Annotated in this window: 22 protein-coding genes; 20 read left to right on the top strand and 2 right to left on the bottom strand. The window is 42.7% G+C overall.

Features of this window, described 5'->3' with window-relative positions:
• The first annotated feature begins 76 nt into the window (after positions 1-76).
• The 3 genes from FILTAD_RS12140 to coaD are packed head-to-tail and all read left to right on the top strand — an operon-like array spanning position 77 to position 2,558.
• Positions 77-1,513: a hypothetical protein gene (locus tag FILTAD_RS12140; RefSeq protein ID WP_124071030.1), complete on the top strand. Its 1,437-nt coding sequence runs from the start codon at positions 77-79 to the stop codon at positions 1,511-1,513.
• A 3-nt stretch (positions 1,514-1,516) separates the two neighbouring features.
• Positions 1,517-2,065: a 16S rRNA (guanine(966)-N(2))-methyltransferase RsmD gene (gene rsmD, locus FILTAD_RS12135; RefSeq protein ID WP_124071028.1), complete on the top strand. Its 549-nt coding sequence runs from the start codon at positions 1,517-1,519 to the stop codon at positions 2,063-2,065.
• 10 nt (positions 2,066-2,075) lie between these two features.
• A complete protein-coding gene (coaD, locus tag FILTAD_RS12130) occupies positions 2,076-2,558 on the top strand; it encodes a pantetheine-phosphate adenylyltransferase (RefSeq protein WP_124071027.1) in 483 nt (160 codons plus the stop codon).
• 267 nt (positions 2,559-2,825) lie between these two features.
• Here coaD and FILTAD_RS12125 read toward each other — a convergent pair whose 3' ends face one another.
• Positions 2,826-3,713: a hypothetical protein gene (locus tag FILTAD_RS12125; protein WP_124071025.1), complete on the bottom strand. Its 888-nt coding sequence runs from the start codon at positions 3,711-3,713 to the stop codon at positions 2,826-2,828.
• A gap of 170 nt (positions 3,714-3,883) precedes the next feature.
• Here FILTAD_RS12125 and FILTAD_RS12120 point away from each other — a divergent pair, with 170 nt between their 5' ends.
• Entirely contained in the window at positions 3,884-4,930 is a 1,047-nt protein-coding gene (locus tag FILTAD_RS12120; RefSeq protein WP_124071023.1) for a SepM family pheromone-processing serine protease, read from the top strand.
• A gap of 2 nt (positions 4,931-4,932) precedes the next feature.
• Here the strand turns inward: FILTAD_RS12120 and FILTAD_RS12115 are convergent, their stop codons facing one another.
• On the bottom strand, positions 4,933-6,162 hold the full coding sequence (locus FILTAD_RS12115) for a nucleotidyltransferase (protein WP_345788903.1): 1,230 nt from the start codon (positions 6,160-6,162) through the stop codon (positions 4,933-4,935).
• A gap of 118 nt (positions 6,163-6,280) precedes the next feature.
• On the opposite strand from FILTAD_RS12115, the gene FILTAD_RS12110 reads away from it, so the two are divergent.
• The 16 genes from FILTAD_RS12110 to murD all read left to right on the top strand — a co-directional run bounded on the left by FILTAD_RS12110 (position 6,281) and on the right by murD (position 22,953).
• Entirely contained in the window at positions 6,281-6,814 is a 534-nt protein-coding gene (locus tag FILTAD_RS12110; protein ID WP_124071019.1) for a YceD family protein, read from the top strand.
• A 21-nt stretch (positions 6,815-6,835) separates the two neighbouring features.
• The gene (gene rpmF, locus FILTAD_RS12105; RefSeq protein ID WP_124071017.1) at positions 6,836-7,009 is read left to right on the top strand and encodes a 50S ribosomal protein L32; all 174 of its coding nucleotides are present in this window, start codon (positions 6,836-6,838) and stop codon (positions 7,007-7,009) included.
• Positions 7,010-7,153: 144 nt separating this feature from the next.
• Positions 7,154-7,912, top strand: a complete 759-nt coding sequence (locus FILTAD_RS12100) for an enoyl-CoA hydratase/isomerase family protein (RefSeq protein ID WP_124071015.1) — start codon at positions 7,154-7,156, stop codon at positions 7,910-7,912.
• Between the two features lie 188 nt (positions 7,913-8,100).
• Positions 8,101-9,462, top strand: coding sequence for an acetyl-CoA carboxylase biotin carboxylase subunit (locus tag FILTAD_RS12095; protein WP_124071013.1), 1,362 nt, complete (start codon positions 8,101-8,103; stop codon positions 9,460-9,462).
• Positions 9,459-9,674, top strand: a complete 216-nt coding sequence (locus FILTAD_RS12090) for a biotin/lipoyl-containing protein (protein ID WP_124071012.1) — start codon at positions 9,459-9,461, stop codon at positions 9,672-9,674. The genes FILTAD_RS12095 and FILTAD_RS12090 overlap by 4 nt, the downstream gene beginning before the upstream one ends.
• Before the next feature lie 35 nt (positions 9,675-9,709).
• A complete protein-coding gene (locus FILTAD_RS12085) occupies positions 9,710-11,251 on the top strand; it encodes an acyl-CoA carboxylase subunit beta (RefSeq protein ID WP_124071011.1) in 1,542 nt (513 codons plus the stop codon).
• Between the two features lie 67 nt (positions 11,252-11,318).
• Positions 11,319-12,218 (top strand): ketopantoate reductase family protein, encoded by a 900-nt coding sequence (locus FILTAD_RS12080; protein WP_124071010.1) that lies wholly within the window; start codon positions 11,319-11,321, stop codon positions 12,216-12,218.
• Positions 12,218-12,607, top strand: coding sequence for a DUF3397 family protein (locus tag FILTAD_RS12075; protein WP_124071009.1), 390 nt, complete (start codon positions 12,218-12,220; stop codon positions 12,605-12,607). Before FILTAD_RS12080 ends, FILTAD_RS12075 begins: the two co-directional genes overlap by 1 nt.
• 180 nt (positions 12,608-12,787) lie before the next feature.
• Positions 12,788-14,404 (top strand): bacillithiol biosynthesis cysteine-adding enzyme BshC, encoded by a 1,617-nt coding sequence (bshC, locus tag FILTAD_RS12070; protein WP_124071008.1) that lies wholly within the window; start codon positions 12,788-12,790, stop codon positions 14,402-14,404.
• Between the two features lie 189 nt (positions 14,405-14,593).
• Positions 14,594-15,025 carry a division/cell wall cluster transcriptional repressor MraZ gene (mraZ, locus tag FILTAD_RS12065; protein WP_124071007.1) on the top strand — a complete coding sequence of 144 codons (432 nt, stop codon included), beginning with the start codon at positions 14,594-14,596 and terminating at the stop codon, positions 15,023-15,025.
• Between the two features lie 29 nt (positions 15,026-15,054).
• Positions 15,055-15,987: a 16S rRNA (cytosine(1402)-N(4))-methyltransferase RsmH gene (gene rsmH, locus FILTAD_RS12060; RefSeq protein ID WP_124071006.1), complete on the top strand. Its 933-nt coding sequence runs from the start codon at positions 15,055-15,057 to the stop codon at positions 15,985-15,987.
• A 15-nt stretch (positions 15,988-16,002) separates the two neighbouring features.
• A complete protein-coding gene (gene ftsL / locus FILTAD_RS12055; protein ID WP_124071005.1) occupies positions 16,003-16,374 on the top strand; it encodes a cell division protein FtsL in 372 nt (123 codons plus the stop codon).
• A gap of 35 nt (positions 16,375-16,409) precedes the next feature.
• A complete protein-coding gene (locus FILTAD_RS12050; protein WP_238988231.1) occupies positions 16,410-18,572 on the top strand; it encodes a penicillin-binding transpeptidase domain-containing protein in 2,163 nt (720 codons plus the stop codon).
• 57 nt (positions 18,573-18,629) lie between these two features.
• Complete coding sequence (locus tag FILTAD_RS12045; protein ID WP_462916977.1) at positions 18,630-20,543, top strand: penicillin-binding transpeptidase domain-containing protein; 1,914 nt, start codon at positions 18,630-18,632, stop codon at positions 20,541-20,543.
• A gap of 88 nt (positions 20,544-20,631) precedes the next feature.
• Complete coding sequence (mraY, locus tag FILTAD_RS12040; protein ID WP_124071003.1) at positions 20,632-21,603, top strand: phospho-N-acetylmuramoyl-pentapeptide-transferase; 972 nt, start codon at positions 20,632-20,634, stop codon at positions 21,601-21,603.
• Entirely contained in the window at positions 21,604-22,953 is a 1,350-nt protein-coding gene (gene murD, locus FILTAD_RS12035) for a UDP-N-acetylmuramoyl-L-alanine--D-glutamate ligase (protein ID WP_124071002.1), read from the top strand.
• The last annotated feature ends 45 nt before the right edge of the window (positions 22,954-22,998 follow it).

Raw genomic sequence — 22,998 nt, 5'->3', positions numbered from 1 at the left:
CCCAACCTTTCTCGAATCATCATACCACTTTGAAAGCATCAGTGCATTTATCAAAACGTGTTGCGAGGTGTCATACTTGAAATTCACCGTAAGGACAATCATTCTCCTTCTTGTCGTCAATAGTCTCCTTCTTTACATGCATTATAATCAAGCAGGAAATGTAGTCGCCAAAAAGGATACTGTTGCAACCTATACGCAGGAAATTGAAGTAATAAATCGAGAGGACGCACTGTATATCCGCCATCATTTTAGTGAATTGCCATCTGGTCGGCACGAAATTGTTTGGCCGGCAACGAGTATCAGCCATTCTTGCTATACAGAAGAGGCGCCATCATGCTCTCGATTGGATGAAAGTGCAACAGCATTTGTCGAAGGTGAAAATAATCAGCAATCCATTTCCTATGAAATACCGAAGGACCGTCCAATGCTAAAGACAAGGCTCTTCAAAGAATCATTTGTTGCGTTGCGTGATGCTTCAGCGGTGTCGACACTTTTTCACTTAACGGATGAAACCAAGAATGGCGGATTATGGGTGAATGGATTAAAACGAGTGGGACACAAAAAAATGGAACACATCGATTATTCATTGTTTCGCGGTGCAGGAGAGGTGAAGGACTTATACTGGCAAAAGGATGATTTGCCAATACTTTATGACGGGGACAGATTAACCGTCTATAGCGCCGAAAAAGGGTTAGCTTTGTTGAAAGAAGCCGATGCGGCGCTTAAAGAGATAAAAGCTAAGCATTCGACAGTCGTCATCGATGCTAACAAGCCGGCTTTGGAAGCAACAAGATTCAGCGTTGTCAATCATACAGATATTGCCGATTTATCGGATTCACTTTTATCGAATGCGATACATTCACGCTTTTCAATATCTAATAAAGAAGACTTGACTGCCGAAGTGACGGCTGCAATACTGATTCAAAAGGCAACAGGTTCAAAAAGATCCCGAAAAGCATATTCGATGCTTACAGAATCGCTTTCGACAAACGAACTTGAAAAACTTCGCAGACAATTAGTAGTCCAATCAGGAAACAAGCTTAACGCAAAGACACTTGACAAAATGATTGGAGTAGTTACAGGATATAAAACTGAATTTTTTGCCAGAAATGGTGAAGGCAGTCGACAACCACTTCATCCATTTCTTATTGAAGACCCAAGAAAAGTAAAGGTTGACTCCTCAGTGAAACCTGAAATCGGGGTCGTCTTGAAAGATGGGAAAGAATGGTATCCAGCCAGAGAGATTTTAAGTTCAATGGGCTATAAGGTTACCTCAAACAAACAGTCACTCTATATCGAAAACGAAGTTCGGAAATTCAGATTTCCTATGAAGGAACTTTTTTATGTATATAACGAACAGCGGTATGATCTTTCATCCACTCCCTTTAAAGCGTTGGAAGGGGATTACTATTTTGAAGAAAATGCGTTCATACGTTTTTTTCTCTTGAGTATTGAAAAATCAGCCGATTCCATTACAATCATATCGAAGACATCATTTAAAAAGGGGGGCTGATACGTGAGAATAATCGCAGGCTCAAGAAAAGGTACACCGCTAAAGTCCTTACCGGGTATCGGAACGAGACCAACATCCGATAAGGTGAAGGAATCCGTTTTCAATATCATCGGCCCTTATTTCGATGGGGGAATCGCTGTAGAATTATTCGGCGGTAGTGGTTCTTTATCTCTCGAAGCATTATCAAGAGGGGTAGATGCCGCATACATATTTGAGAAAAGTGCAAAAGCAAGTGCAATTATTAAGGAGAACGCAGAGAAATGTAGATTTGTCGATCAAGTACATATACATCGAACTGATGCACGTAATGCAGTGAAACTACTTCAAACTCGTGGAGGACAAGCGGATTTACTTTTCATGGATCCACCTTATGCAAAAGTTGAATTGTATAATCTTGCAGAAGATTTTGCAGCGAATAACCTTCTTTCGGATAGAGCCGTTATCATTTGTGAACACGAGAAACAGTTGGAGATGCCGCTCGCGTATGGAACGTATCAAAAAGTGAAGACATCGATTTACGGAAATAGTGCAGTATCCATTTACAGGAAATGAGGTTTCTCTATTGACTAAAATTGCAGTTGTACCGGGAAGTTTTGACCCGTTAACGAACGGCCACTTGGATATCATTAAACGTGCAGCACGTGTTTTTTCTGACGTTCGTGTTGTAGTGATGCATAACTCAACAAAGAAGCCTTTGTTCACGGTTGAAGAACGGAAGGCACTCATCGAAGAAGTGACGGAAATGTTTCCGAATGTGAAAGTGGAAACGTCATCGGGATTGTTGATTGATTACGCGAAAAAGGTAGATGCGTCTGTAATTGTCCGCGGTTTACGGGCAGTTTCCGATTTTGAATATGAGATGCAAATCACATCGATGAACCGGGTGCTGGATGAAAGTATCGAAACGTTTTTCATCATGACAAACAATCAGTATTCATTTCTAAGTTCAAGCATCGTCAAAGAAGTAGCACAATACGGTGGTGAAATAACGGAACTTGTACCAAAACAAGTTGAAAAGGCGTTGAAAGAAAAGTTTGAAGCGTAATAGATTCACCTATGGTTATGATGAAATCGATTTCATCATAACCATTTTTGGTTTAACTTAATTAAGCAGAAGTCCCCCACTACCATAAGTGGCGGGATGAATGCTAGATATGCATTCAATTCAGTGGGGGTTCAAACGCCTGCTGAATCAAGTTAAAGCCTCCGGCGGATGTCACAGATTTTGAAAGGAGTTAATTGAGCAAGCTCAATTCAAAATCTGGACGCAATCACGCCGAGGCGCGATTGATTTAGGCTTAGGTACGATTGCTCAATAAATTGCATAAAACACGAGTGGAACGAGCAGAATACTCCAAATACGACCGAATACATAGGGCGCCATTGAAATGTTCGCAGTTTTTGCTATGACGACAACTTGCATATGAATACTTAACCCGTTCATCGAAAGAATAGCAGCGATAAGAAACGGGAAAAATGCTTGCCCGTAAAAATGATCAGTCGCCGATTGGACACCCGAAGTCATTTCAAATATGGACAGGACCATGGTTTTTACAATTCCTAGATCAACCGTAAATGCGTTAGAGAGAACCGAAGTCAACACCATACCGAGCGATGAAAAAAAGATGACTGTTGTCGCGACAAGAATGATGACCGTGGAGCTCTCTTTAATCGCTTCCAAAAAGGGCATCCCGTTTTTCTTTTGTAATGGTTTGGAGATTGGGCTCGCGATTTCAGAATCGGTTGGAAGGAATCGTAGCGCTATCAAAAAGAACAAGACGTTTACGATATGAATTGCTGCTAGTAATTTGTAACCTGAACCGACATCCCCGAACAGTTCCGTACCGACAAACCCGATGACGAACATTGGTCCGGGAGCATGGCATGCAGCGAGAAGTATACTACCTTGTTTCCTTGACAATTCCTCGTTTTTTACCATTTCCGATACTGTTACAGCTCCAACTGGAAAACCGCCAAAAGAGCCTAGAATATATGCTTTTAAGAACCGCCTCCACTTCGGTATTTCTTTTGTTGTACTTGGCAGTTTTAATAGCCACTGGGTCAAAATGATATAGGGGAGTAAATAAGGCAGTAGGGCGTGGACGAACAACTTTGCTCCTGCTTCTGCCCCGTCATGTGCAATACCAGGTTGCATGATGAAAAGAATGATGAGTCCCCAAATAACGGCGATATTTATCATATAATCAAGTCGTGCACACCCAATTCATGAGAATCATGCACTTCGCTCCTTTCATATGTAGGCAAAGGGGAAATAAAAACGAAGAAAATCCTTTGTCAGCCATTTTTTCGAATGCTACACTTATCTATATGTATTAGCAGTACAGGCTATTAACGGAGGTGGGAATTACTATGAGTAAGAAAAAGTTAGGTTTAATTGGGTTGCTACTCGTTATCATTGCTATTTTGTTTATTTACCCGCTGGAAACTTATATTTCCAAACCAGGTGGTGCGTATGAATTAGCGCCATTAGTCGAAGTGGCGGATGGAGATGAAGATGATACTGGTTCGTTTAGCTTGATGACTGTATCCATCGCGGAAGCGACACCGTTTACTTATCTGGCTTCGAAGTTCTCAAAATACCAAGAGGTACTGCCTGTCGAAAAGGTGAGAAGATCTGGAGAAAGTGATAAGGAATATAATGTGCGTCAAAAAAGACTTATGTCGGGGTCACAGTTTAACGCGATTACTCAAGCATTTAAGAAAGCAGGTTTGCCTGTTGACATCACATACGAAGGTGTCTTCGTTATGAATGTACTTAAAGGTGGAGCTGCAGATGGTATTTTGGAAGTTGGGGATAAGATTCAGGCCATTGACGGTGAAGCTCTTTTGGAATCGGGTCAGTTCTTTACACGAATCGATGAGAAAAAGTTAGCCGATAAAGCTCAATTGACAATCGAACGAAATGAGAAAAAAATGGATGTCACAATTGAACTGAAAGAGATACCGAAAAGTGATGGGCGTGTAGGATTAGGTGTTCGATTTCAAGAAGACCACATTGTGAAGACAGACCCTAAAGTAGACATTCACATAGATAATATAGGCGGGCCCTCGGCTGGATTAATGTTTACATTGGAAATTATGGATCAGTTACTTGAGCAAGATATGACGAAAGGCTATAAAATCGCGGGCACGGGTGAAATGTTGGAAGACGGTACAGTCGGTCGTATTGGCGGAATCGATTTCAAAATAGTTGCTGCAGACCGTCAAGATATAGAAATCTTTTTCGCGCCGGATGATGAAATGCCCGACGAAGTCAGAGTGGCTAATCCTGGCATTATGACAAATTACGAAGAAGCCGTTAAGACGGCAAAAGAGATTGGCACGAAAATGAAAATCGTGCCAGTGAAAACAGTGGATGATGCACTAGATTATCTAAAAACGCTTTCTCCGAAATAAATTCACATGATTATCGGTGGAATCTTATAATCGTTTCCAATCTGTGAACAGTTTGTGTCATATCCAAGGCCGAGTGCATACATGTCAGAAGCGTGAATATCCATCTGTAAGGACGGATTTGAAAAGGCGGCTGCCTTACTTAGTAAAGGCAGTTTTAGCCTTTTTTTGTTTTCATTCAAATAAAGCTTTCCTATTTCTGTCATTCCGAGGAGCCGCAAGTAAGCGGGAGTTCCTCCGATACTACTACGCATATCGTATGTGAACCCTGTGAATATATGAGTAAGCATGCGTTGGATTCGTGTCCACGTATACCTCTTGGATTTTACATCGCTCATGAAACCAGCGAAAGTATCGTTGTTTGCGGCAGCACGGACAAGCAAGTTTTCAATACCTTCTTTTACATCCGCAATCAGTCTTAATCGTTCTGGCCCTTCACGTAAAATCGTGAAACGTAGAAGGGGATAAAAGTGTGACCAGCTACCGAAGTTTTGTCTTTGCTTACGCCACTCAATAAGTACGTCACGTGTTTTTTCGGGAATGAAACCTTCGACAGTGCCAAGTGTATCGGATTCGAAAAAAGATTTTCGTATGCCTGTTGCACTTGCAATTTGATTTCCTACAATGGCTTCATCATGATAATCAGCCACTATGCGTGGTATTGTAAATGCCTTCATTTCTGACTGGATTGCATTTGACGCATCCATATAGTGAAAGCCAAGAATATTATTCGGTTTGGATAAATCCGCAGCTAGGTCAGGTTCCGTCGTTCTGTTTAATGCATCTTTATACGCTTCGTTTAATGCCTTCGGATAGCTAAGCCCTTTGCTGACCGCTTCCTTAATGGCGAAGTCATAGGATTCGCCCGCTTGTTGGATGATTTGAATACTTTTCGTGAACGGCTCAATTGTTCCATCTTCACTGCCAAAACAGAAAGCTTTGCACTGGATAGCATCCAATAATTGTATCGCCCCGGTGGCAAACAAGGGAGCGTGGGCCGTTGCAAAGGTGTAAGGCAGCTCGATAACGATATCGACGCCGCTTGCTAACGCCATTTTTGTTCGTGCCCATTTATCAACAAAAGCAGGTTCTCCTCTTTGTAGGAAATTGCCGCTCATCACAGCGATGATAACATCTGCATCCGTCAACTTTTTGGCGGAAGTAGCGTGGTGTTGATGGCCGTTGTGGAATGGGTTGTATTCAACGATGATTCCTGTCGCTTCCAAAGCCGTCACTCCTTTGATATAATATAATTAGATTATATCCTATGCCGCATACAAGGTGACAAGAAAATATCTTGACATCCCTTTTCGCCCATTATATAATCAACATTGTTGTCTTGAGGTGATAGACATGAAATGGTCCATTCTTCAATTACAGAAATACAGGCAAGGTGATATGCCGCTTGACGAAGCGGTAAACCTTGAATCCGTTAAATTGCGGAATCCGGAAATCCGGGATATTAAACCTGTCCGTGTGACCGGAAGTTGTACAATCGGCGCAAAGAAAATGCTGTGCCGATTCCGGCTTGAAGGTACAATGACATTGCCCTGCTCCCGTACGTGGGTAGATGTGGAGCTTCCGTTTTCAATCGAGTCTGATGAACAATTCAGCTGGGATGAAGCGACGCTTGCATTGGATGATGAAATACACCCTGTAATCGGTGATGTAATCGATCCGACCCCCGTCTTTGAGGAACTCGTCCTCCTCGAAGTGCCACTCCAAATCCATAGTGAAAACGCTGATGAAATGGTACAGGCTGAAGGAAAAGGCTGGTCATATACAACTGACGAGGAATACAATGCCAGACTCCGTGAGGAACTGGAAACGAAAGTGGACCCAAGACTTGCTGATTTAGCAAAGTTTTTTGAATCCAAGGACGAATAGCAATCGTAAGGAGGTGCCCAGATGGCTGTACCAAAAAGAAGAACATCCAAAACAGTTAAAAACAAACGCCGTACGCATTATAAATTGCAAGTGCCAGGTATGACTACTTGTGAAAACTGTGGCGATATCAAATTATCTCACCGCATCTGTAAGTCATGCGGTCATTACAAAGGAAAAGAAGTAGTAGGCGAATAATCAAGATTTGTCTATGAACAGGCTACCGTGAGGCCATGGCTCTCGGTAGCCTTTTTTCTATATCTTTTTATAGACAAAAGAAATCAGATGATGTTTGTAGCGAACTCACGGCTGAAAATAGACTTTCTACTTGGAGGGATTATTATGTCTTATATCATAACTATCGAAAACAAAGTTGCAACATTTACAATCAACCGGCCCGACAAACGTAATGCTGTGAATTATGCTGTCATGGATGGATTGGAAGAATTTCTTGATCGCATCGAAAATGATTCAACTATCGCATTTTCCGTCATTACGGGCATGGGTGATCGTGCGTTTTGTTCAGGCGGTGATCTAGCTGAATTCCATTCGCTGCAAACGGCCGATGAAGCTTTTCCGATGTTGAGCAGAATGACCGGATTATTATACAGAGTCGCAACGTTACCGATGCCTGTCATTGCTTTGGTCAATGGTACTGCGGTAGGGGGGGGTTGTGAAATTGCGACTGCTTGTGATTACCGTGTTGTTTCAGGGAATGCGAAAGCAGGATTCATCCAAGGGACGCTGGCGATTACAACCGGTTGGGGAGGCGCCACACTATTATTCGAGAAAGATGGTAAGCATGACCGTGTACTCCGTATATTATCAGAAGCTGGAATGCATTCGGCTGAGCAAATGCTTGAAGCAGGCTGGGCGACTGAAATATATAACGGCGATGCAAAAAAAGGTCTCGAGCAATTCCTTGCAAAAATGTCTGCCTACCATCCATCTGTCCATCGCGCTTATAAAACGGTCGCTATCCGTAAATGGACTGCTGACTTCATTCGCGATCGTATGCTTGAAGAATCGCGGCAATGCTCTGTATTATGGGGAAGTAAAGCTCACCATTATGCGGTTAATCAGTTCTTATCCAACAAATGAACAAGTGACCGTTGTACATGCCTGAAAGCGCATGGATAGCGGTTATTTGCGCGGCAAATCAAACTTGAAATCTATTACTCAAATGATGGGAAAAAGCTTTTTTTTCAGTCAAAGGTTGAAAACGGTTTCATTTATCGTTTAAACTAGAGAGGGATGGAATTCACATTCAAATGTTTGGGGGAGTATTTATGGATAAGATATTGATTGCGAATCGTGGGGAAATCGCACTCAGAATACTAAAAACATGTAAACGTTTAGGAATTAAGACAGTTGCGGTCTATTCAGAAGCAGACCAGGATATGCCGTTTGTAAAAGAAGCGGACGAATCGTTCTTGATCGGTCCACCGCAAGTGCAACAATCTTATCTGAAGGCGGATGACATTATTAATATAGCCGTTCAGACTGGGGCGGATGCAATTCATCCGGGATACGGGTTATTATCCGAGAATGCTGATTTTGTCCGTAAAATACAAGCGGCAGGCATTGCATTCATCGGACCTGATGCAGACACGATTGATAAGATGGGGGACAAAATCGGCTCGCGAACGACGATGCAGGCAGCAGGGGTGCCGGTTGTGCCAGGAACCGACGAAGGAATCGCATCTTTAGAGGATGCAATCTATGCCGCAAATGCAATCGGTTATCCAGTTATGTTAAAAGCGAGTGCGGGTGGCGGTGGAATCGGTATGATTCGCTGTGAAAATGAGCAAGCGCTCAGTCAACACTTTGAATCTGTGAAAACAAGAGCAAAAGCGTATTTTGGAGATGATGTCGTATTTCTGGAAAAGTTTATCGATGATGCACGGCATATCGAAGTTCAAATATTTGGCGATCATCAAGGGAATATCGTTCATCTATTCGAACGTAATTGTTCCGTACAACGACGCAACCAAAAAGTGATTGAAGAATCTCCTTCACCACATTTACCGGAAGTGGCACGGGAAAGGCTTTATCAAGCGGCGGTTGAAGCGGCAAAAGCTGTGGGGTATAAAAATGCAGGAACTGTTGAGTTTATTGTTGATGGCAACAACGATTTCTATTTCCTCGAAATGAACACGAGGCTACAAGTCGAACACCCTGTAACAGAAGAAGTGACAGGCTATGATCTTGTAGAATGGCAAATTGAAGTCGCAAAAGGAAACGAACTGCCTGTAACAGAACAAGCGACAATAACGGCTACAGGGCATGCTATTGAGTTTCGTATTTATGCAGAAGATCCTGTAAAATTTATGCCGTCACCTGGGACGATCAACAGGCTTGCGTGGGGAGACACTACGGGTATCCGTATTGATTCGGGATATCTCGAAGGAGGAAAGGTTACGCCGTTTTACGATCCGTTAATTTCGAAAGTGATTGTTGGGGCTCCCACAAGGGAAGAAGCGATTCAAAAGGCACAACGTTTTTTAGAAGGCGTAGAAATTGAAGGTTTGAAAACGAATATACCGTTATTCACTGAGTTTCTTCGTTCAGAAGAATTCACTTCAGGTAAGTATACGACTGCAGTTTTAGCTCAATGGCTGAAAAAACAAAAGGAGGAAATTAAATCATGACACAATTAAAAGCATCTATGGCAGGTACAGTATTTACAGTAAACGTAAAAGAAGGGGAAGAAGTAGCTGCAGGACAAGTTGTTATGGTTCTTGAATCAATGAAAATGGAAATTCCAGTTGAAGCTGAAACAGCAGGGAAAGTGGCAACGATTCACGCGCAGGTCGGCGATTTTGTGAATGATGAGGATGTCCTCGTTACAATCGAAGCTTAAAGGGAATAGAAATGGTTGACGAAAGGGGTAAGGACATGACTGAAAAGGTTACATACAATGAAAAACTTGAAACGAAGTTACAGGAGATTTTTGCCGGGGGCGCTCCAAAATACCATGAAAAGCTGAAAGAGCAACAGAAATTATTTGTCCGCGACAGACTTGAACTGTTATTTGATAACGGTGAATATACAGAGGATGGACGCTTTGCGAACTGTGAAGCTGGAGATTTACCAGCAGACGGCGTAGTAACAGCGATGGGGAAAGTGAACGGCCAAACGGTTTGCGTCATGGCGAATGATTCGACTATAAAAGCGGGATCTTGGGGAGCCCGTACTGTTGAAAAAATAATTCGTATCCAAGAAATCGCGGAAAAACAACGTGTACCAATGCTTTATCTTGTCGATTCGGCAGGCGCTCGTATAACAGACCAACTTGCGATGTTCCCAAACAGACGCGGAGCGGGGAAGATATTCCACAACCAAGTAAGGTTATCGGGGTTCATCCCTCAAATTTGTATTCTTTTTGGGCCTTCTGCTGCAGGTGGAGCATACATACCTGCATTTTGCGATATTGTGATCATGGTCGACGGAAATGCATCCATGTATCTAGGCTCTCCGCGGATGGCCGAAAAAGTAATCGGCGAAAAAGTGACGCTTGAAGAAATGGGCGGCGCAAAAATGCATTGCTCGGTGAGCGGTTGCGGTGATGTCCTTGCTGCAAATGAAGAACAAGCGATTGCGGAAGCACGCCGTTACCTTGAATTTTTCCCGGCTAACTACACGGAAAAACCTGCCTTGAAAGAAATGATTGCAGCCAAAGCGGGGCGTACACTGGAGGCAATCATTCCCGAAAACCAGAATGCGCCGTTCGATATGTACGAAGCGCTAGATGTTTTAATTGATGAAGGAAGCTTTTTCGATATTAAAAAGTTATTTGCTACAGAAATCATTACAGGGCTTGCACGAATTGAAGGTCAACCGGTCGGTATTATTGCCAATCAGCCGAAAGCGAAAGGTGGCGTCCTGTTTGGTGACTCCGCTGATAAGGCGGCGAAATTTATCAATTTATGTGATGCATTCTCCATACCACTGCTTTTTCTTGCCGATGTACCGGGCTTTATGATTGGAACAAAAGTGGAACGTGCAGGAATTATTCGTCATGGTGCGAAGCTGATTATGGCAATGAGTTCTGCGACCGTACCTAAGATTTCGGTAATCGTACGTAAAGCATATGGTGCAGGTCTCTACGCGATGTCTGGACCGGCATTTGAACCGGATGTCTGTATTGCCCTACCAACTGCGCAAATCGCTGTTATGGGACCGGAGGCGGCTGTCAACGCTGTCTATTCGAATAAGATTGAAGCGATTGAAGATCCGAAAGAGCGTGTTGCGTTCGTTAAGGAAAAACATAACGAATACAAAGAAGAAATCGATATTTATAAAATGGCTTCGGAGCTCATTATCGACGAAATCGTGGCTCCATCTAACCTAAGAGAAGTGCTTGCTGACCGTTTCCGTTTCTACAGTACAAAAAATGTACCGCAACCACCAAAAAAACATTCCGTATATCCTGTATAATTGAACAAAGCGCTAAAAGGTCCACCCGCATTTAGGTGGACCTTTTACTTTTAGAGGAGGGGGACAATTGGAGGTAACGATTGCAGGTGCGGGTTCAATCGGATTGCTGATGGGATCATTCTTAGCAGAAGCCGGTTATAATGTGACATTTTACGTTAGAAGAAAAGAACAGAAGAAGTGTATCCAATCAGAGGGGATTTGCAGAATTAACGTTGACGGTTCAACGAGCGTATTCCGTGTAAATGCAACGACTGAATTCAGTGAGCTTCCAGTTGCGAACTGTTGGATTGTTGCGGTCAAATATTCAGGGATTGCCGAACTTCTAACTGTGATGCAGAAGGAAAATGTAGTGCAACCTATTTTATTTGTTCAAAATGGTATCGGCCACTTGGAACTTGTCGGCGCAACATCTCTACCGAACGTGTCATTTGCGACAGTGGAACATGGCGCAGGGCGGAAAGACGACCGGACTGTTGCTCATAATGGTGTAGGAATGCTGACGATAGCGAATGAACGTGGGGATGCGGATGTGTTCAGATTGATGCAACAGGCGCACTCAAGTTTTTTTCCGTTAAGCAGACATACAGAAGCGAAAGAGATTCTCCTTCGAAAAGCACTGATTAATTGCCTGATTAATCCTTTAACAGCCATTCTTGGGGTTACGAATGGCGAACTATTGACAGATAAGTATTGCAATTCATTGCTCGATAGATTGTATAATGAACTGTTGGAAGCATTTCCGGAAATGGGAATTTCCCTATCATATGACGCTATTGTTTCTGTATGCAAGACAACGGCGCAAAATAGATCGTCCATGTTGACAGATCGTAAAGCCGGTCGACCGATGGAAATAGAGACCATTGTCACAGCAATCATACGAATAGCAGAAAATCGAGGGAAATCAACTCCGTTTTTACAGATTCTTGAGGCGATGCTATATGCCGTCGATTGGAGAGGAGGGAATTGATGGGCAGTGTGATTTCCAGTACATTGGGAGCTATCATCCTTTTTCCGTGGATTATCGCATTTGTTTTTCTTGTGGTGATGCGAAAGATGGGCAGATCACCAGCTACTGTTATTGGCCTCGCAGCTGACACGGCAACTCCATTCTTATTTCTAGCCGTTTACGTCATATCACGAACAGTAATCGGTTTGGAAACAGGTATATACATCGCTACAATTGCTGTACTCATTGTGATTGTCTGCAGTATTATTGAGCGGTTCAAAGTAAAGGAGTTTCAAATTCTCCATTTATTAAGAAAAACATGGCGGTTGTATTTTCTTGTCTTGACAGGTAGCTATTTCATCCTTTTATTAACTGGAATTGCATTTAAGATTATTAACTATCTAGGTTGAGCAATCGACTATCTACATAACCAAGCGGAGGCATCCACGAAGCGCCGTAGCGTATTCAATGGAGATCTTCATTTCAATATATATACAATGAAGCACATTTCGCCAAGCATTTATTCTTCAAACGAATGACACGGAATGCTATACTCTGTTCAAGACGTTAGTGATAAAGGGGCTTGAATCATGAAATTGGAAAGTTTGGCATTACCCGAAAGCAATAAGGTGATGCAATCATATAATAACGATACAGATTTTTTACATACGTTTTTTGATTATGGCAACGAAGAAAGTGCGTATCCCGAACGTTTACAAGAACTTGCTGGACGCACATATGAAAGAACCCAACTTGCGGATACAATCCGTTCGTTTATGGAACCGTTCGGACTTTCCGACCGTGCCAGGCAGCACATCAATGAACTGGCAGAAGACGCAGTCGCTGTCGTAGGTGGGCAGCAAGCGGGAATATTGACCGGACCACTCTACTCCGTACATAAGGCGATTACCGTTATATTGCTGGCAAAAAGGAAGCGAGAAGCACTTGGCGTTCCTGTCGTCCCGGTATTTTGGGTAGCGGGTGAAGATCATGATCTGAATGAAATCAATCACGTATTCACACAAACAGGTGGACAGGCTGTAAAAAATCAATACCGCGAAAAATTCATACTAAAGACAATGGCTTCCGACACAGTATATGACACAGACAAACTGACAGCATTCGTGAAGGAGGTCGTCAGTAAGTTCGGCGAAACGGTCTACACGTCAAATTTGTTGGATGAAGTGCTAACTGCCGTTACACAAGAAAAAACGTTTACAGGCTTTTTTGTGCGACTTATGAACGGTCTTTTCCAGGATGAGGGATTGTTATTTATCGATTCAGCGTACAAGCCATTGCGGGAAATGGAGAAGAATTATTTCAGTAGACTCATTGAGCATTCATCACAAGTTGCTGAAAAAGTTTCGGCGAAAGAGGCTGTGTTCGCTGAAAACGGATACGGTTCACCGATTGGTGCTGAGGTAGATGCTGCAAACTTGTTTTATGTTCATGAAACAGGAAGAGTCCTTCTTTCAAGAGAAGAAGGTCATTTCGTTAATACGAGTACCGGTTTGCGCTTTTCAGAAGAGGAAATGCAGCGTATCGCTCATGAAGAACCTTGGCTATTGAGTAACAATGTTGCAACGAGACCACTTATGCAGGATATGGTTTTCCCTGTCCTTGCTTTCGTTGGTGGTCCGGGTGAAATTGCTTACTGGGCAACATTGAAAGAAGCGTTTCACCAGTTAGGCATGAAGATGCCGATCATTGTACCGCGGATGTCTATGACACTTGTCGCGCGGCAAGTGAGTCAGGCATTGGACGTAAGGTCTTTCGCCGTGGAGGACGTCATGTCGGGGGAACTGTTCGCAGCACGCGAAAGCTTCATCGATGGATTACAGGATGAGCATGTTAATGAAGCTATCAACGAAACGGAACAGCTACTAAAAGCTCAATTCGAAAAAATTGCTGCGGTCGTTAAAGACGATAGCGCAATGATGCAAGGGGTATTAGATAAAAACCTTGCATTCCATAAGAAACAATTAGATTATCTTAAATTGAAATCCGAAGAATCGATTCTGTTGAAACATGATGCCGCCCTACGCGCATTCGGGTTGCTGGAAGGCGAATTGTTTCCGGGATATGTTTTGCAAGAAAGGCTTTATACACCGTACTCCTATTTGAATAGTTATGGACCAACACTAATTCGGGAACTGTTAACATTGCCATTTGAAATGGACGGCAAACATAAAATCGTTTATTTATGAACGCCTGTTTATCAAACACTCTTGCAAGCACAAATGTGCAGCAAGAGTGTTTTTTTTCTAATGTCTAAATAATCTCATTAAAACAAGTACTATTGGCACATTTTCAGAGGATTTAAAACAAATGTCAGTAAAAGGTGGAGGAATGTGGGGGGATGTGGTACATTTATTTCATATAGTGGGGTGAAGAGTATGTTCATGGGCGAATATCAGCATACTATCGATACAAAAGGTCGTCTTATCGTTCCCTCGAAATTCAGGGAGCATCTTGGGGATGGCTTCGTATTGACTCGTGGCTTGGATAATAGTCTCTTCGGATACCCAATGGATGAATGGAAGCGTCTGGAAGAAAAGCTTAAAGCTTTACCAGTAACAAAGAAGGATGCTCGTGCATTCACGCGTTTTTTCTTTTCCGGTGCAACAGAAGTTGAATTGGACAAGCAGGGGCGCATTAATATTCCTACATCATTGCTCCACTATGCGAAAGTTGAAAAGGAATGTGTCGTACTCGGCGTTTCAGGACGTATTGAAATCTGGTCCAAGCCATTATGGGAAACGTATTATGATGAATCAGAACAATCTTTCAATGAAATCGCGGAAAATATTATCGATTTTGATTTCTAAAAACAGATTTAAGAAAGCAGGCGGTTTCAATGTTCGACCATACAACAGTTCTACTGCGTGAAGCCGTCGATGGCTTACATATAAAGGTCGATGGCATTTATGTCGATTGTACGCTCGGGGGAGCAGGACATAGTAAGGAAATTGCAAAAGCACTTTCAAATGAGGGCAGATTGATTTGTTTCGATCAGGACATGAAGGCCATTGAAGTGGCGAAAGAAAGATTGAAGGATTACCTTGGACAAGTGACGTTCATCCATTCGAACTTCAGAAATTTAAAAGTTGAACTGAAGAAGATCGGTATCACGGGTGTCGATGGAATACTTTATGATTTAGGCGTTTCATCACCTCAGTTGGACACTGCTGAACGTGGATTTAGTTATAACTTAGATGCTCCACTGGACATGCGTATGGATACGAGTGCTTCACTTACTGCATACGACGTTGTCAATGATTGGTCATTCGAAGATTTAGTTCGAATCTTTTTCCGTTATGGAGAAGAGAAGTTTTCCAAAAGAATTGCGCGCAAAATTGAAGAGGCCCGTCAAGTGGAACCTATTCGAACGACTGCTGAACTTGCTGAACTTATCAAAACAGGTATTCCTGCCGCAGCCAGACGAACAGGCGGTCATCCTGCAAAAAGAGTTTTCCAAGCGATACGGATTGCTGTCAATGATGAACTGGGTGCAGCTGAAGATTCATTAACCGATGCGATTTCATTGCTCAATCCTGGGGGTCGAATTAGCGTGATTACATTCCACTCACTGGAAGATCGACTTTGTAAAACGATTTTCAAAGAAGCATCATCGCTACCGGATCTACCACCCAACTTACCCGTCATACCGGATGGAATGGAACCAATTTTGAAGCTTATTACAAGAAAACCAATCGTGCCAAGTGAAGAAGAAGTGGAAGAAAATAAACGTTCAAGATCCGCAAAACTGCGGATTGTAGAAAAAAAGTAAGGGGGAAATGGAAAAATGGCATTAGCACAAAGAAAATTCCACTCTACAGCAGTACGCGAACTCGAAGTACCGGAAGTACCAGGAAAACAACCGCAAATACGTCCTTCCCGAAAAGTCTTTTCGGTCGGAGAGAAATTCTTATTCGTGCTATTTTCTACAATTGTCGTTCTATTCTCAACTGTGATCTTACATACGCAAGCCCAACTGAATGATGTGAACATAGAAGTCCAACTCGTTGGGAACGAAATTGATACGACAAAAAAACAGAATATGGAATTGTCCATCGAAGTGAGCGAAAACTCCACATATGAAAAGATATGGGAAAGAGCGAAAGAACTTGGCCTGACTCTAAACGAGAAGAACGTAAAGGTCGTGCCTGGACGATGAAAAAGAAATTTCGATTTCAATGGGGAGCCTTTCTGATGTTTTTGGTATACGGAGGGCTCTTTTTCCTTTTATTCGGGCGGGTTCTTTATATACAAGCGACAGGTGAGGCAGAGGGAAAGGCAATGGCCTCTATGGCTGAAGCGAAGTATGCAAGGGAATCGACATTAACAGCAGATCGCGGAACAATCAGCGACCGAAATGGTGAACTGATCGCTGCGGATACGTTAAGTTATCGTCTAATTGCAGTGTTAAGTGAAAAAGCAAGCGTAGATTCAAAAAAGCAGAGACATGTTACTGATTTTGAAAAAACAGCCGCAGTACTTGCAGAAAATATACCGATGGAAAAAGAAGAGATTCTTTCGCGTCTGACCGATGCAAAAAAGGGTACATATCAAGTGGAATTTGGAAAAGCGGGACGTGATATCAGTTACGGGGCATTTCGTAATATTAAAGAACAAGAGTTGCCAGGTATTATTTTCGTTGAAGATAAAAAAAGATTTTATCCGAACGGTGTGTTCGCATCGTACTTGATTGGCTTTGCACAGCGGGAAGAAGATGCCGATGGAAATGTAACGACGGTTGGGAAGATGGGTCTTGAATCCGTATATAATAAACAATTAAATGGAACCGATGGAAAGATGAATTTCAAATCGGATAAATGGGGTATCATGTTACCCAAGTCTGAAAAGAAAATTGTTCCCGCTCAGGATGGCTACAACATTCAACTGACAATCGATAAAACAATCCAAAACTTTGTTGAAGACGCCATGAACAGTGTGGAAAAAGAATATTCACCTAAAAAGATGCTTGTCGTTGTCGTGAATCCGAAAACAGGTGAAATACAAGCAATGAGTCAACGTCCCGCATTTCACCCATCCACACGTGTTGGGTTAACAGATAACTGGTTGAATCAAGCAGTTGAAACAACCATTGAACCAGGTTCGACGATGAAAATGTTCACGGTTGCGGCAGCGATGGAAGAAAATAAATGGACACCAACTGATTTTTATAAATCCGGGCAATATAAGGTGTACGGGGATACTGTTCGTGATCACAATCAAACGGGCTGGGGTTATATTTCATTTCTGGAAGGCTTCCAACGATCATCCAACGTATCAATGGCTTATCTTCTAGAGCGAATGGGTGACAAGAAATTCATGGAATATATAAGGGATTTCGGATTCGGTGAAAAAACAGGAATTGATTTACCGCATGAGGCATCAGGCAGGTTGCTTGACACGTATCCAATTGAACGTTTAACGACATCGTTTGGACAAGGTTCAACAGTTACGCTTATGCAAATGGTCCAAGCAGCAACGGCGATTGCAAATGATGGTGTCATGATGAAACCTTATGTGATTGATAAAATCACCAATCCAAACAATGACAAAGTCGTACAGGATAAAAAACCGGAAGAACATGGACAACCAATTTCAGCTGGAACGGCAAAACAAGTACGAGAACTACTGGCCACGACTGTCACTTCGGAACATGGTACCGGTAAGAAATTTGCATTGAACGGTTATACGCTTGGTGGTAAGACAGGAACTGCAGAAATTCCAAATCCGAATGGACCAGGTTATTTGTCGGGAAATGGTAATTACCTTTATTCGTTCTTAGGAATGGCGCCGGCCGAAGATCCGCAATTACTAACGTATGTCGTTGTACAACAACCAAAATTGAAAGTGGGAGAAATTGGTTCGGATCCTGTTGCAAAATTATTCACTTCCATCATGGAAAATAGTTTAAAATATATGAACATCGTTCCAAACGATGAAGACGCAGTTGAAGCGTCAGTTCTTGACGACTTTACGGGGGAAGCTTCAAGTAAAGCAATTAACCGTCTTCAACAGGACGGCTTCAGCCCTATCCTTATCGGGAAGGGTGGAAAAATAAACAGTCAATATCCGCAAAAAGAATCGAAATTATCCCTTGGCTCGATTGTCCTATTGCATACCGAAGGACAAACTAACTTACCTGATTTTACTGGCTGGTCGAAAAAAATGGTGCTTTCGTTTAAACTGTTATCTGGCCTTGATATCCGCATTAACGGAGAAGGCTATGTAACAGAACAAAGCTTGTCAAAAGGTACGGTTATTGGGGCTGATGAACCGATTGTTATCCAATTGCAACCGCCATCAATCATTCATAAACCGAAAGAGGAAGAGCTGACCGAAGAAAGTATTGTCGGTGGATAACGAATAGCAAACCGTGGTATTTCATACCTTGATATAAAAACAAGAGGTGTGTAAAAGCTGCGAAAGATTATAGGACTCCAATCAAAAAAGAGACTGCGTGCAGTATTTGTGATTTTTATTATTTTACTGGTGATGGTCGCCGGTAAATTGTTCCATGTGCAAATCGTAAGACATGAGTTGCTTAAGGGACGTGCAGAAGCGAATTGGGATCGCGAAATTCCATTTGGTGGAATGCGTGGAGATATCCAAGATAGGAATGGAAATTTGATTGCGGGAAGTAAATTAGCACCTACATTGTATTTCATGCCATCCCAAAACCATGACCTGGAAAGTTCAGCAGCGGCATTGGCCGCAATCCTGAAAACGGATACTGCTGAGCTCACTGAGAAAATGTCGCAGAAAGAGTATATGGTCAAACTGGCACCCGAAGGCAAAAATATTACGGAAGAACAAGCGGATGAAATTGCACGACTTCAAATTGATGGGTTATACACTGGTGTAGATTATGTTCGTCAATATCCGAATGGCGAACTGTTGTCTAGACTCATCGGATTTACAGGGTATGATAACCAAGGCCTGGCCGGAATCGAATATGCTTATGACGAATTTCTGCAAGGTACGGGAGATAAAATCCGCTTATATACGGATGCAAAGGGTGTTCCATTACCCCATGTGGATGACGGCTTTCAAACAGGTGAAAAAGGGGCTTCCGTCGAGTTGACAATTGACGTTCCTATGCAAAAGGTCGTAGAACGGGAATTGCAGCAAGCAATGGAAAAGTATGATGCGGCACAAGCATTAGCGATTGTTATGAATCCTAAAACGGGTGAAATACTTTCACTTGCCTCCACGCCGACTTTTCATCCCGCTGAATATAAAGATGTAGATCAAAGCATATATAATCGTAATTTGCCTGTCTGGATGACTTTCGAGCCAGGTTCAACATTTAAAATTATTACGCTTGCAGCAGGACTTGAAGAAGACGTCATTGATCTTGAGAACGGCCAGTTTAACGATCCAGGTTATGTGATGGTGGAAGGCGCAAGACTCCGTTGCTGGAAAAGAGGCGGCCACGGACAACAGACGTTCTTGGAGGTTGTTGAAAATTCATGTAACCCTGGGTTTGTTGAAATCGGTCAGCGTCTTGGAGGTAAGAAACTGAGTAGCTACATCCGTGATTTCGGTTTCGGAGAATCCACGGGGTCCGGCATCGCGGGTGAAGCGAAAGGTATCCTGTTTTCCGAGAAGGCATTCGGACCTGTTGAACAAGCGACAACTGCTTTTGGTCAAGGAATTTCTGTAACACCCATCCAACAGGTTCAGGCCGTTGCTGCTGCTATAAATGGCGGCTATCTTTACCGACCGTATATTGTGAAAGAAATAAAAGATGATAGTGGAAAAGTATTGCTCTCATCCAGTCCTGAAATGCGTAAGCAGGTTATCAGTGAGGAGACATCGAAGCAAGTAAGGGAGGCCCTCGAATCTGTCGTTGCGAACGGTTCAGGTCGTAATGCTTTTACAGATGGACTGCGTGTTGGTGGTAAAACGGGAACTGCACAAAAAGTGGTGGATGGCAGATATAAAGATGGCGATTATATTGTCAGCTTTATCGGTTTTGCCCCCGCCGACGATCCCGAATTACTTGTGTATGTCGCTATAGACAATCCGCAAAACTCTGTTCAGTTCGGCGGCGTTATTGCAGCACCAATCGTCGGCCGAATCATCGAGGAAATTGCTCCACTAGCGGGTATTGAAAAAAGAAAAGATCAGCTTGAAAAGGAATACAGATGGGGTGACATGGAAACGCATCGCGCACCAGATTTAACAGGTATGACAAAAGGAAAAATCGGTAGTAAATTGCATACGTATCGGATTGAATGGCATGGCTCGGGTGAAAAAGTAAAAACACAGTTACCTAAACCTGATTCGTTAATCGCAGTTGATGATGTAATCCATGTCTATACAGAATAATTTTGTACCATTTATAGTAACAATAAATGCAAAGTCCAGAGTAGCACGTTGAAAAGTACTGCTCTGGTGAATAGAAGGAGAAAAAATCATGACACTCGCCACGACTTTGACAGCAATTGCTGTCTCATTCATCATTTCAGTACTAATTGGATTCATCATCATCCCGGCCCTAAGGAGAATGAAGTTTGGGCAAAGTATTCGGGAGGAGGGGCCTAAAACCCATCAGAAAAAGGCGGGTACCCCCACTATGGGTGGACTGATTTTCATCAGTTCAATCATTATTTCTACACTGGTTCTTTCCTATATGCATGACGTAATGACAACTCAGACAATTGTATTATTGCTTGTACTTGTCGGCTTTGGTGTGATTGGTTTTCTTGACGACTTTATCATTGTTGTTTTGAAAAGGAATCTTGGGCTGAACTCCCTTCAGAAACTAATCGGTCAAATCATTATTGCGGTCGCTGCGTTTTTCTTACTGAAATTAGGACCGTTTGACACTGCTGTCCATTTGCCGTTTGTCGACTTTAGAATTGAACTCGGAGTTTTCTACGTAGCCTTTCTTATCTTTTGGCTTGTTGGTTTTTCAAATGCAGTCAACTTGACTGACGGGCTGGATGGACTTGTTGCTGGAACTTCGTCTATTGCTTTTGGTGCATTCGGTGTTCATGCTCTTATTTATGGACAATTGGATATCGCAATGTTTTCGTTCGTTGTTACAGGCGCTATGCTCGGTTTCCTTGTTTTCAACATCAAGCCGGCGAAAGTGTTTATGGGGGACACAGGTTCCCTGGCACTTGGCGGTGCACTTGCAATGTTGTCGATTTTAATAAAACAAGAACTATTACTTGTTATTATTGGTATCATTTATGTTGTTGAAACGCTATCAGTTATCATCCAAGTCATTAGTTTTAAGTTGACTGGAAAAAGGGTATTCAAAATGAGTCCGATTCATCATCATTTTGAACTATCTGGTTGGTCGGAATGGAAAATCGTTTTTGTTTTCTGGGGAGTTGCTTTTTTAGCAGCTATTCTTCCTGTTTTGCTGGAGGTGTTATAAATGAAAGATGTCAATCAATTTAAAGGTATGAAGGTACTTGTCCTCGGACTTGCGAAAAGCGGATATGCCGCTGCACATCTTCTCCGTTCGTTGGGAGCGGTTGTTACGGTGAATGATGCAAAGCCTGAGGAAGGCAATGCGGAAGCAGCTTCGCTGAAGGAAGAAGGCATACGAGTCATTTGTGGTGGACATCCCGAAGGTATCCTAGACGAAGGCTATAAACTTATTGTAAAAAATCCCGGTATTCCATATAGCAATCCAGTTGTCGTGGATGCTGTTCAAAAAGGAATTTCGGTTTGGACCGAAATTGAACTTACTTACCGGATAAGTGAGGCACCCATTATTGGAATTACTGGTTCAAATGGTAAAACGACGACAACGACACTGCTCTATCACATGCTTAATATCGCTAAAAAACAGCCTTTGATCGCTGGCAATATAGGTACCGTTTCATGTACGGTCGGCGAAAAAGCAAAGAATGACAATATCATAGTATTGGAAGCGTCGTCGTTCCAATTGATGGGGATTGATTCTTTTAGACCTCGCATTGCGATTTGGACCAATTTGTACGATTCACATTTGGATTACCACGGATCGTCAGAAGGGTATGCCGAGGCGAAAGCGGGTATTACAAAAAACCAGACAGTCGACGACTACTTTATCTATAACTTCGATCAGCCGGAACTACGGGCATATGCGGAGCGGTCAGCGGCGATTAAAATTCCGTTCTCGCTTTTCGGGAGAACGGAGAAAGGAATATCCGCTGATGATGAACAAATATATTGGGATGGGGTACCTTATGTGAGCCGTTCCATTATCAAATTGCCTGGACAACATAATCTTGAGAATATTTTAGCTGCAACAGCAGCCGCCATTCTTTGCGGATGTGATAAATCTTCAATTGAAAACGTACTCATCTCGTTTACAGGCGTCCGACATCGCATGCAATTTGTAAAAGAATTAAAAGGACGTAAGTTTTATAATGATTCAAAAGCGACGAACACACTGGCGACGAAAAGTGCGTTGGCTGCTTTCAGTATGCCGACGGTCCTGCTTGCGGGAGGCCTTGACAGAGGGCATTCGTTCGAAGAATTAAGACCACATATGGGAAATGTCAAAGCAGTTATTGCACTTGGTGAAACAGCAGAGAGATTCTCGGAATTCGTAAAATCCTGCGGAATTACAGAAGTTTTTTGCGCAACCGATATGCGTGACGCAGTTCGTGAATCATATTCCCATACAGAGCCGGGCGATATCATTTTGCTGTCACCTTCATGCGCAAGTTGGGATCAGTATACTAACTTCGAAGCAAGAGGAGATGCATTTATAGACTCGGTTATGTCTTTGTAATCAGAAGGCGACATCCGCAAATTTGAACGAACACGTAACGGGTAA

The sequence above is a fragment of the Filibacter tadaridae genome (assembly GCF_900609045.1).
Lineage (GTDB): Bacteria > Bacillota > Bacilli > Bacillales_A > Planococcaceae > Sporosarcina > Sporosarcina tadaridae.
The sequence above is the reverse complement of the archived record's forward strand: the minus strand, read 5'-3'. Positions and strand labels throughout refer to the sequence as shown.

Bases quoted from the DNA above. Each gene is read 5' to 3' on its own strand.
- FILTAD_RS12095 (WP_124071013.1), top strand. From the start codon at position 8,101: ATGGATAAGATATTGATTGCGAATCGTGGGGAAATCGCACTCAGAATA.
- FILTAD_RS12085 (WP_124071011.1), top strand. From the start codon at position 9,710: ATGACTGAAAAGGTTACATACAATGAAAAACTTGAAACGAAGTTACAG.
- bshC (WP_124071008.1), top strand. From the start codon at position 12,788: ATGAAATTGGAAAGTTTGGCATTACCCGAAAGCAATAAGGTGATGCAA.
- mraY (WP_124071003.1), top strand. From the start codon at position 20,632: ATGACACTCGCCACGACTTTGACAGCAATTGCTGTCTCATTCATCATT.
- FILTAD_RS12100 (WP_124071015.1), top strand. From the start codon at position 7,154: ATGTCTTATATCATAACTATCGAAAACAAAGTTGCAACATTTACAATC.
- mraZ (WP_124071007.1), top strand. From the start codon at position 14,594: ATGTTCATGGGCGAATATCAGCATACTATCGATACAAAAGGTCGTCTT.
- FILTAD_RS12120 (WP_124071023.1), top strand. From the start codon at position 3,884: ATGAGTAAGAAAAAGTTAGGTTTAATTGGGTTGCTACTCGTTATCATT.
- rsmH (WP_124071006.1), top strand. From the start codon at position 15,055: ATGTTCGACCATACAACAGTTCTACTGCGTGAAGCCGTCGATGGCTTA.
- ftsL (WP_124071005.1), top strand. From the start codon at position 16,003: ATGGCATTAGCACAAAGAAAATTCCACTCTACAGCAGTACGCGAACTC.
- FILTAD_RS12075 (WP_124071009.1), top strand. From the start codon at position 12,218: ATGGGCAGTGTGATTTCCAGTACATTGGGAGCTATCATCCTTTTTCCG.
- FILTAD_RS12050 (WP_238988231.1), top strand. From the start codon at position 16,410: ATGTTTTTGGTATACGGAGGGCTCTTTTTCCTTTTATTCGGGCGGGTT.
- FILTAD_RS12125 (WP_124071025.1), bottom strand. From the start codon at position 3,713: ATGATAAATATCGCCGTTATTTGGGGACTCATCATTCTTTTCATCATG.
- murD (WP_124071002.1), top strand. From the start codon at position 21,604: ATGAAAGATGTCAATCAATTTAAAGGTATGAAGGTACTTGTCCTCGGA.
- FILTAD_RS12110 (WP_124071019.1), top strand. From the start codon at position 6,281: ATGAAATGGTCCATTCTTCAATTACAGAAATACAGGCAAGGTGATATG.
- FILTAD_RS12090 (WP_124071012.1), top strand. From the start codon at position 9,459: ATGACACAATTAAAAGCATCTATGGCAGGTACAGTATTTACAGTAAAC.
- rpmF (WP_124071017.1), top strand. From the start codon at position 6,836: ATGGCTGTACCAAAAAGAAGAACATCCAAAACAGTTAAAAACAAACGC.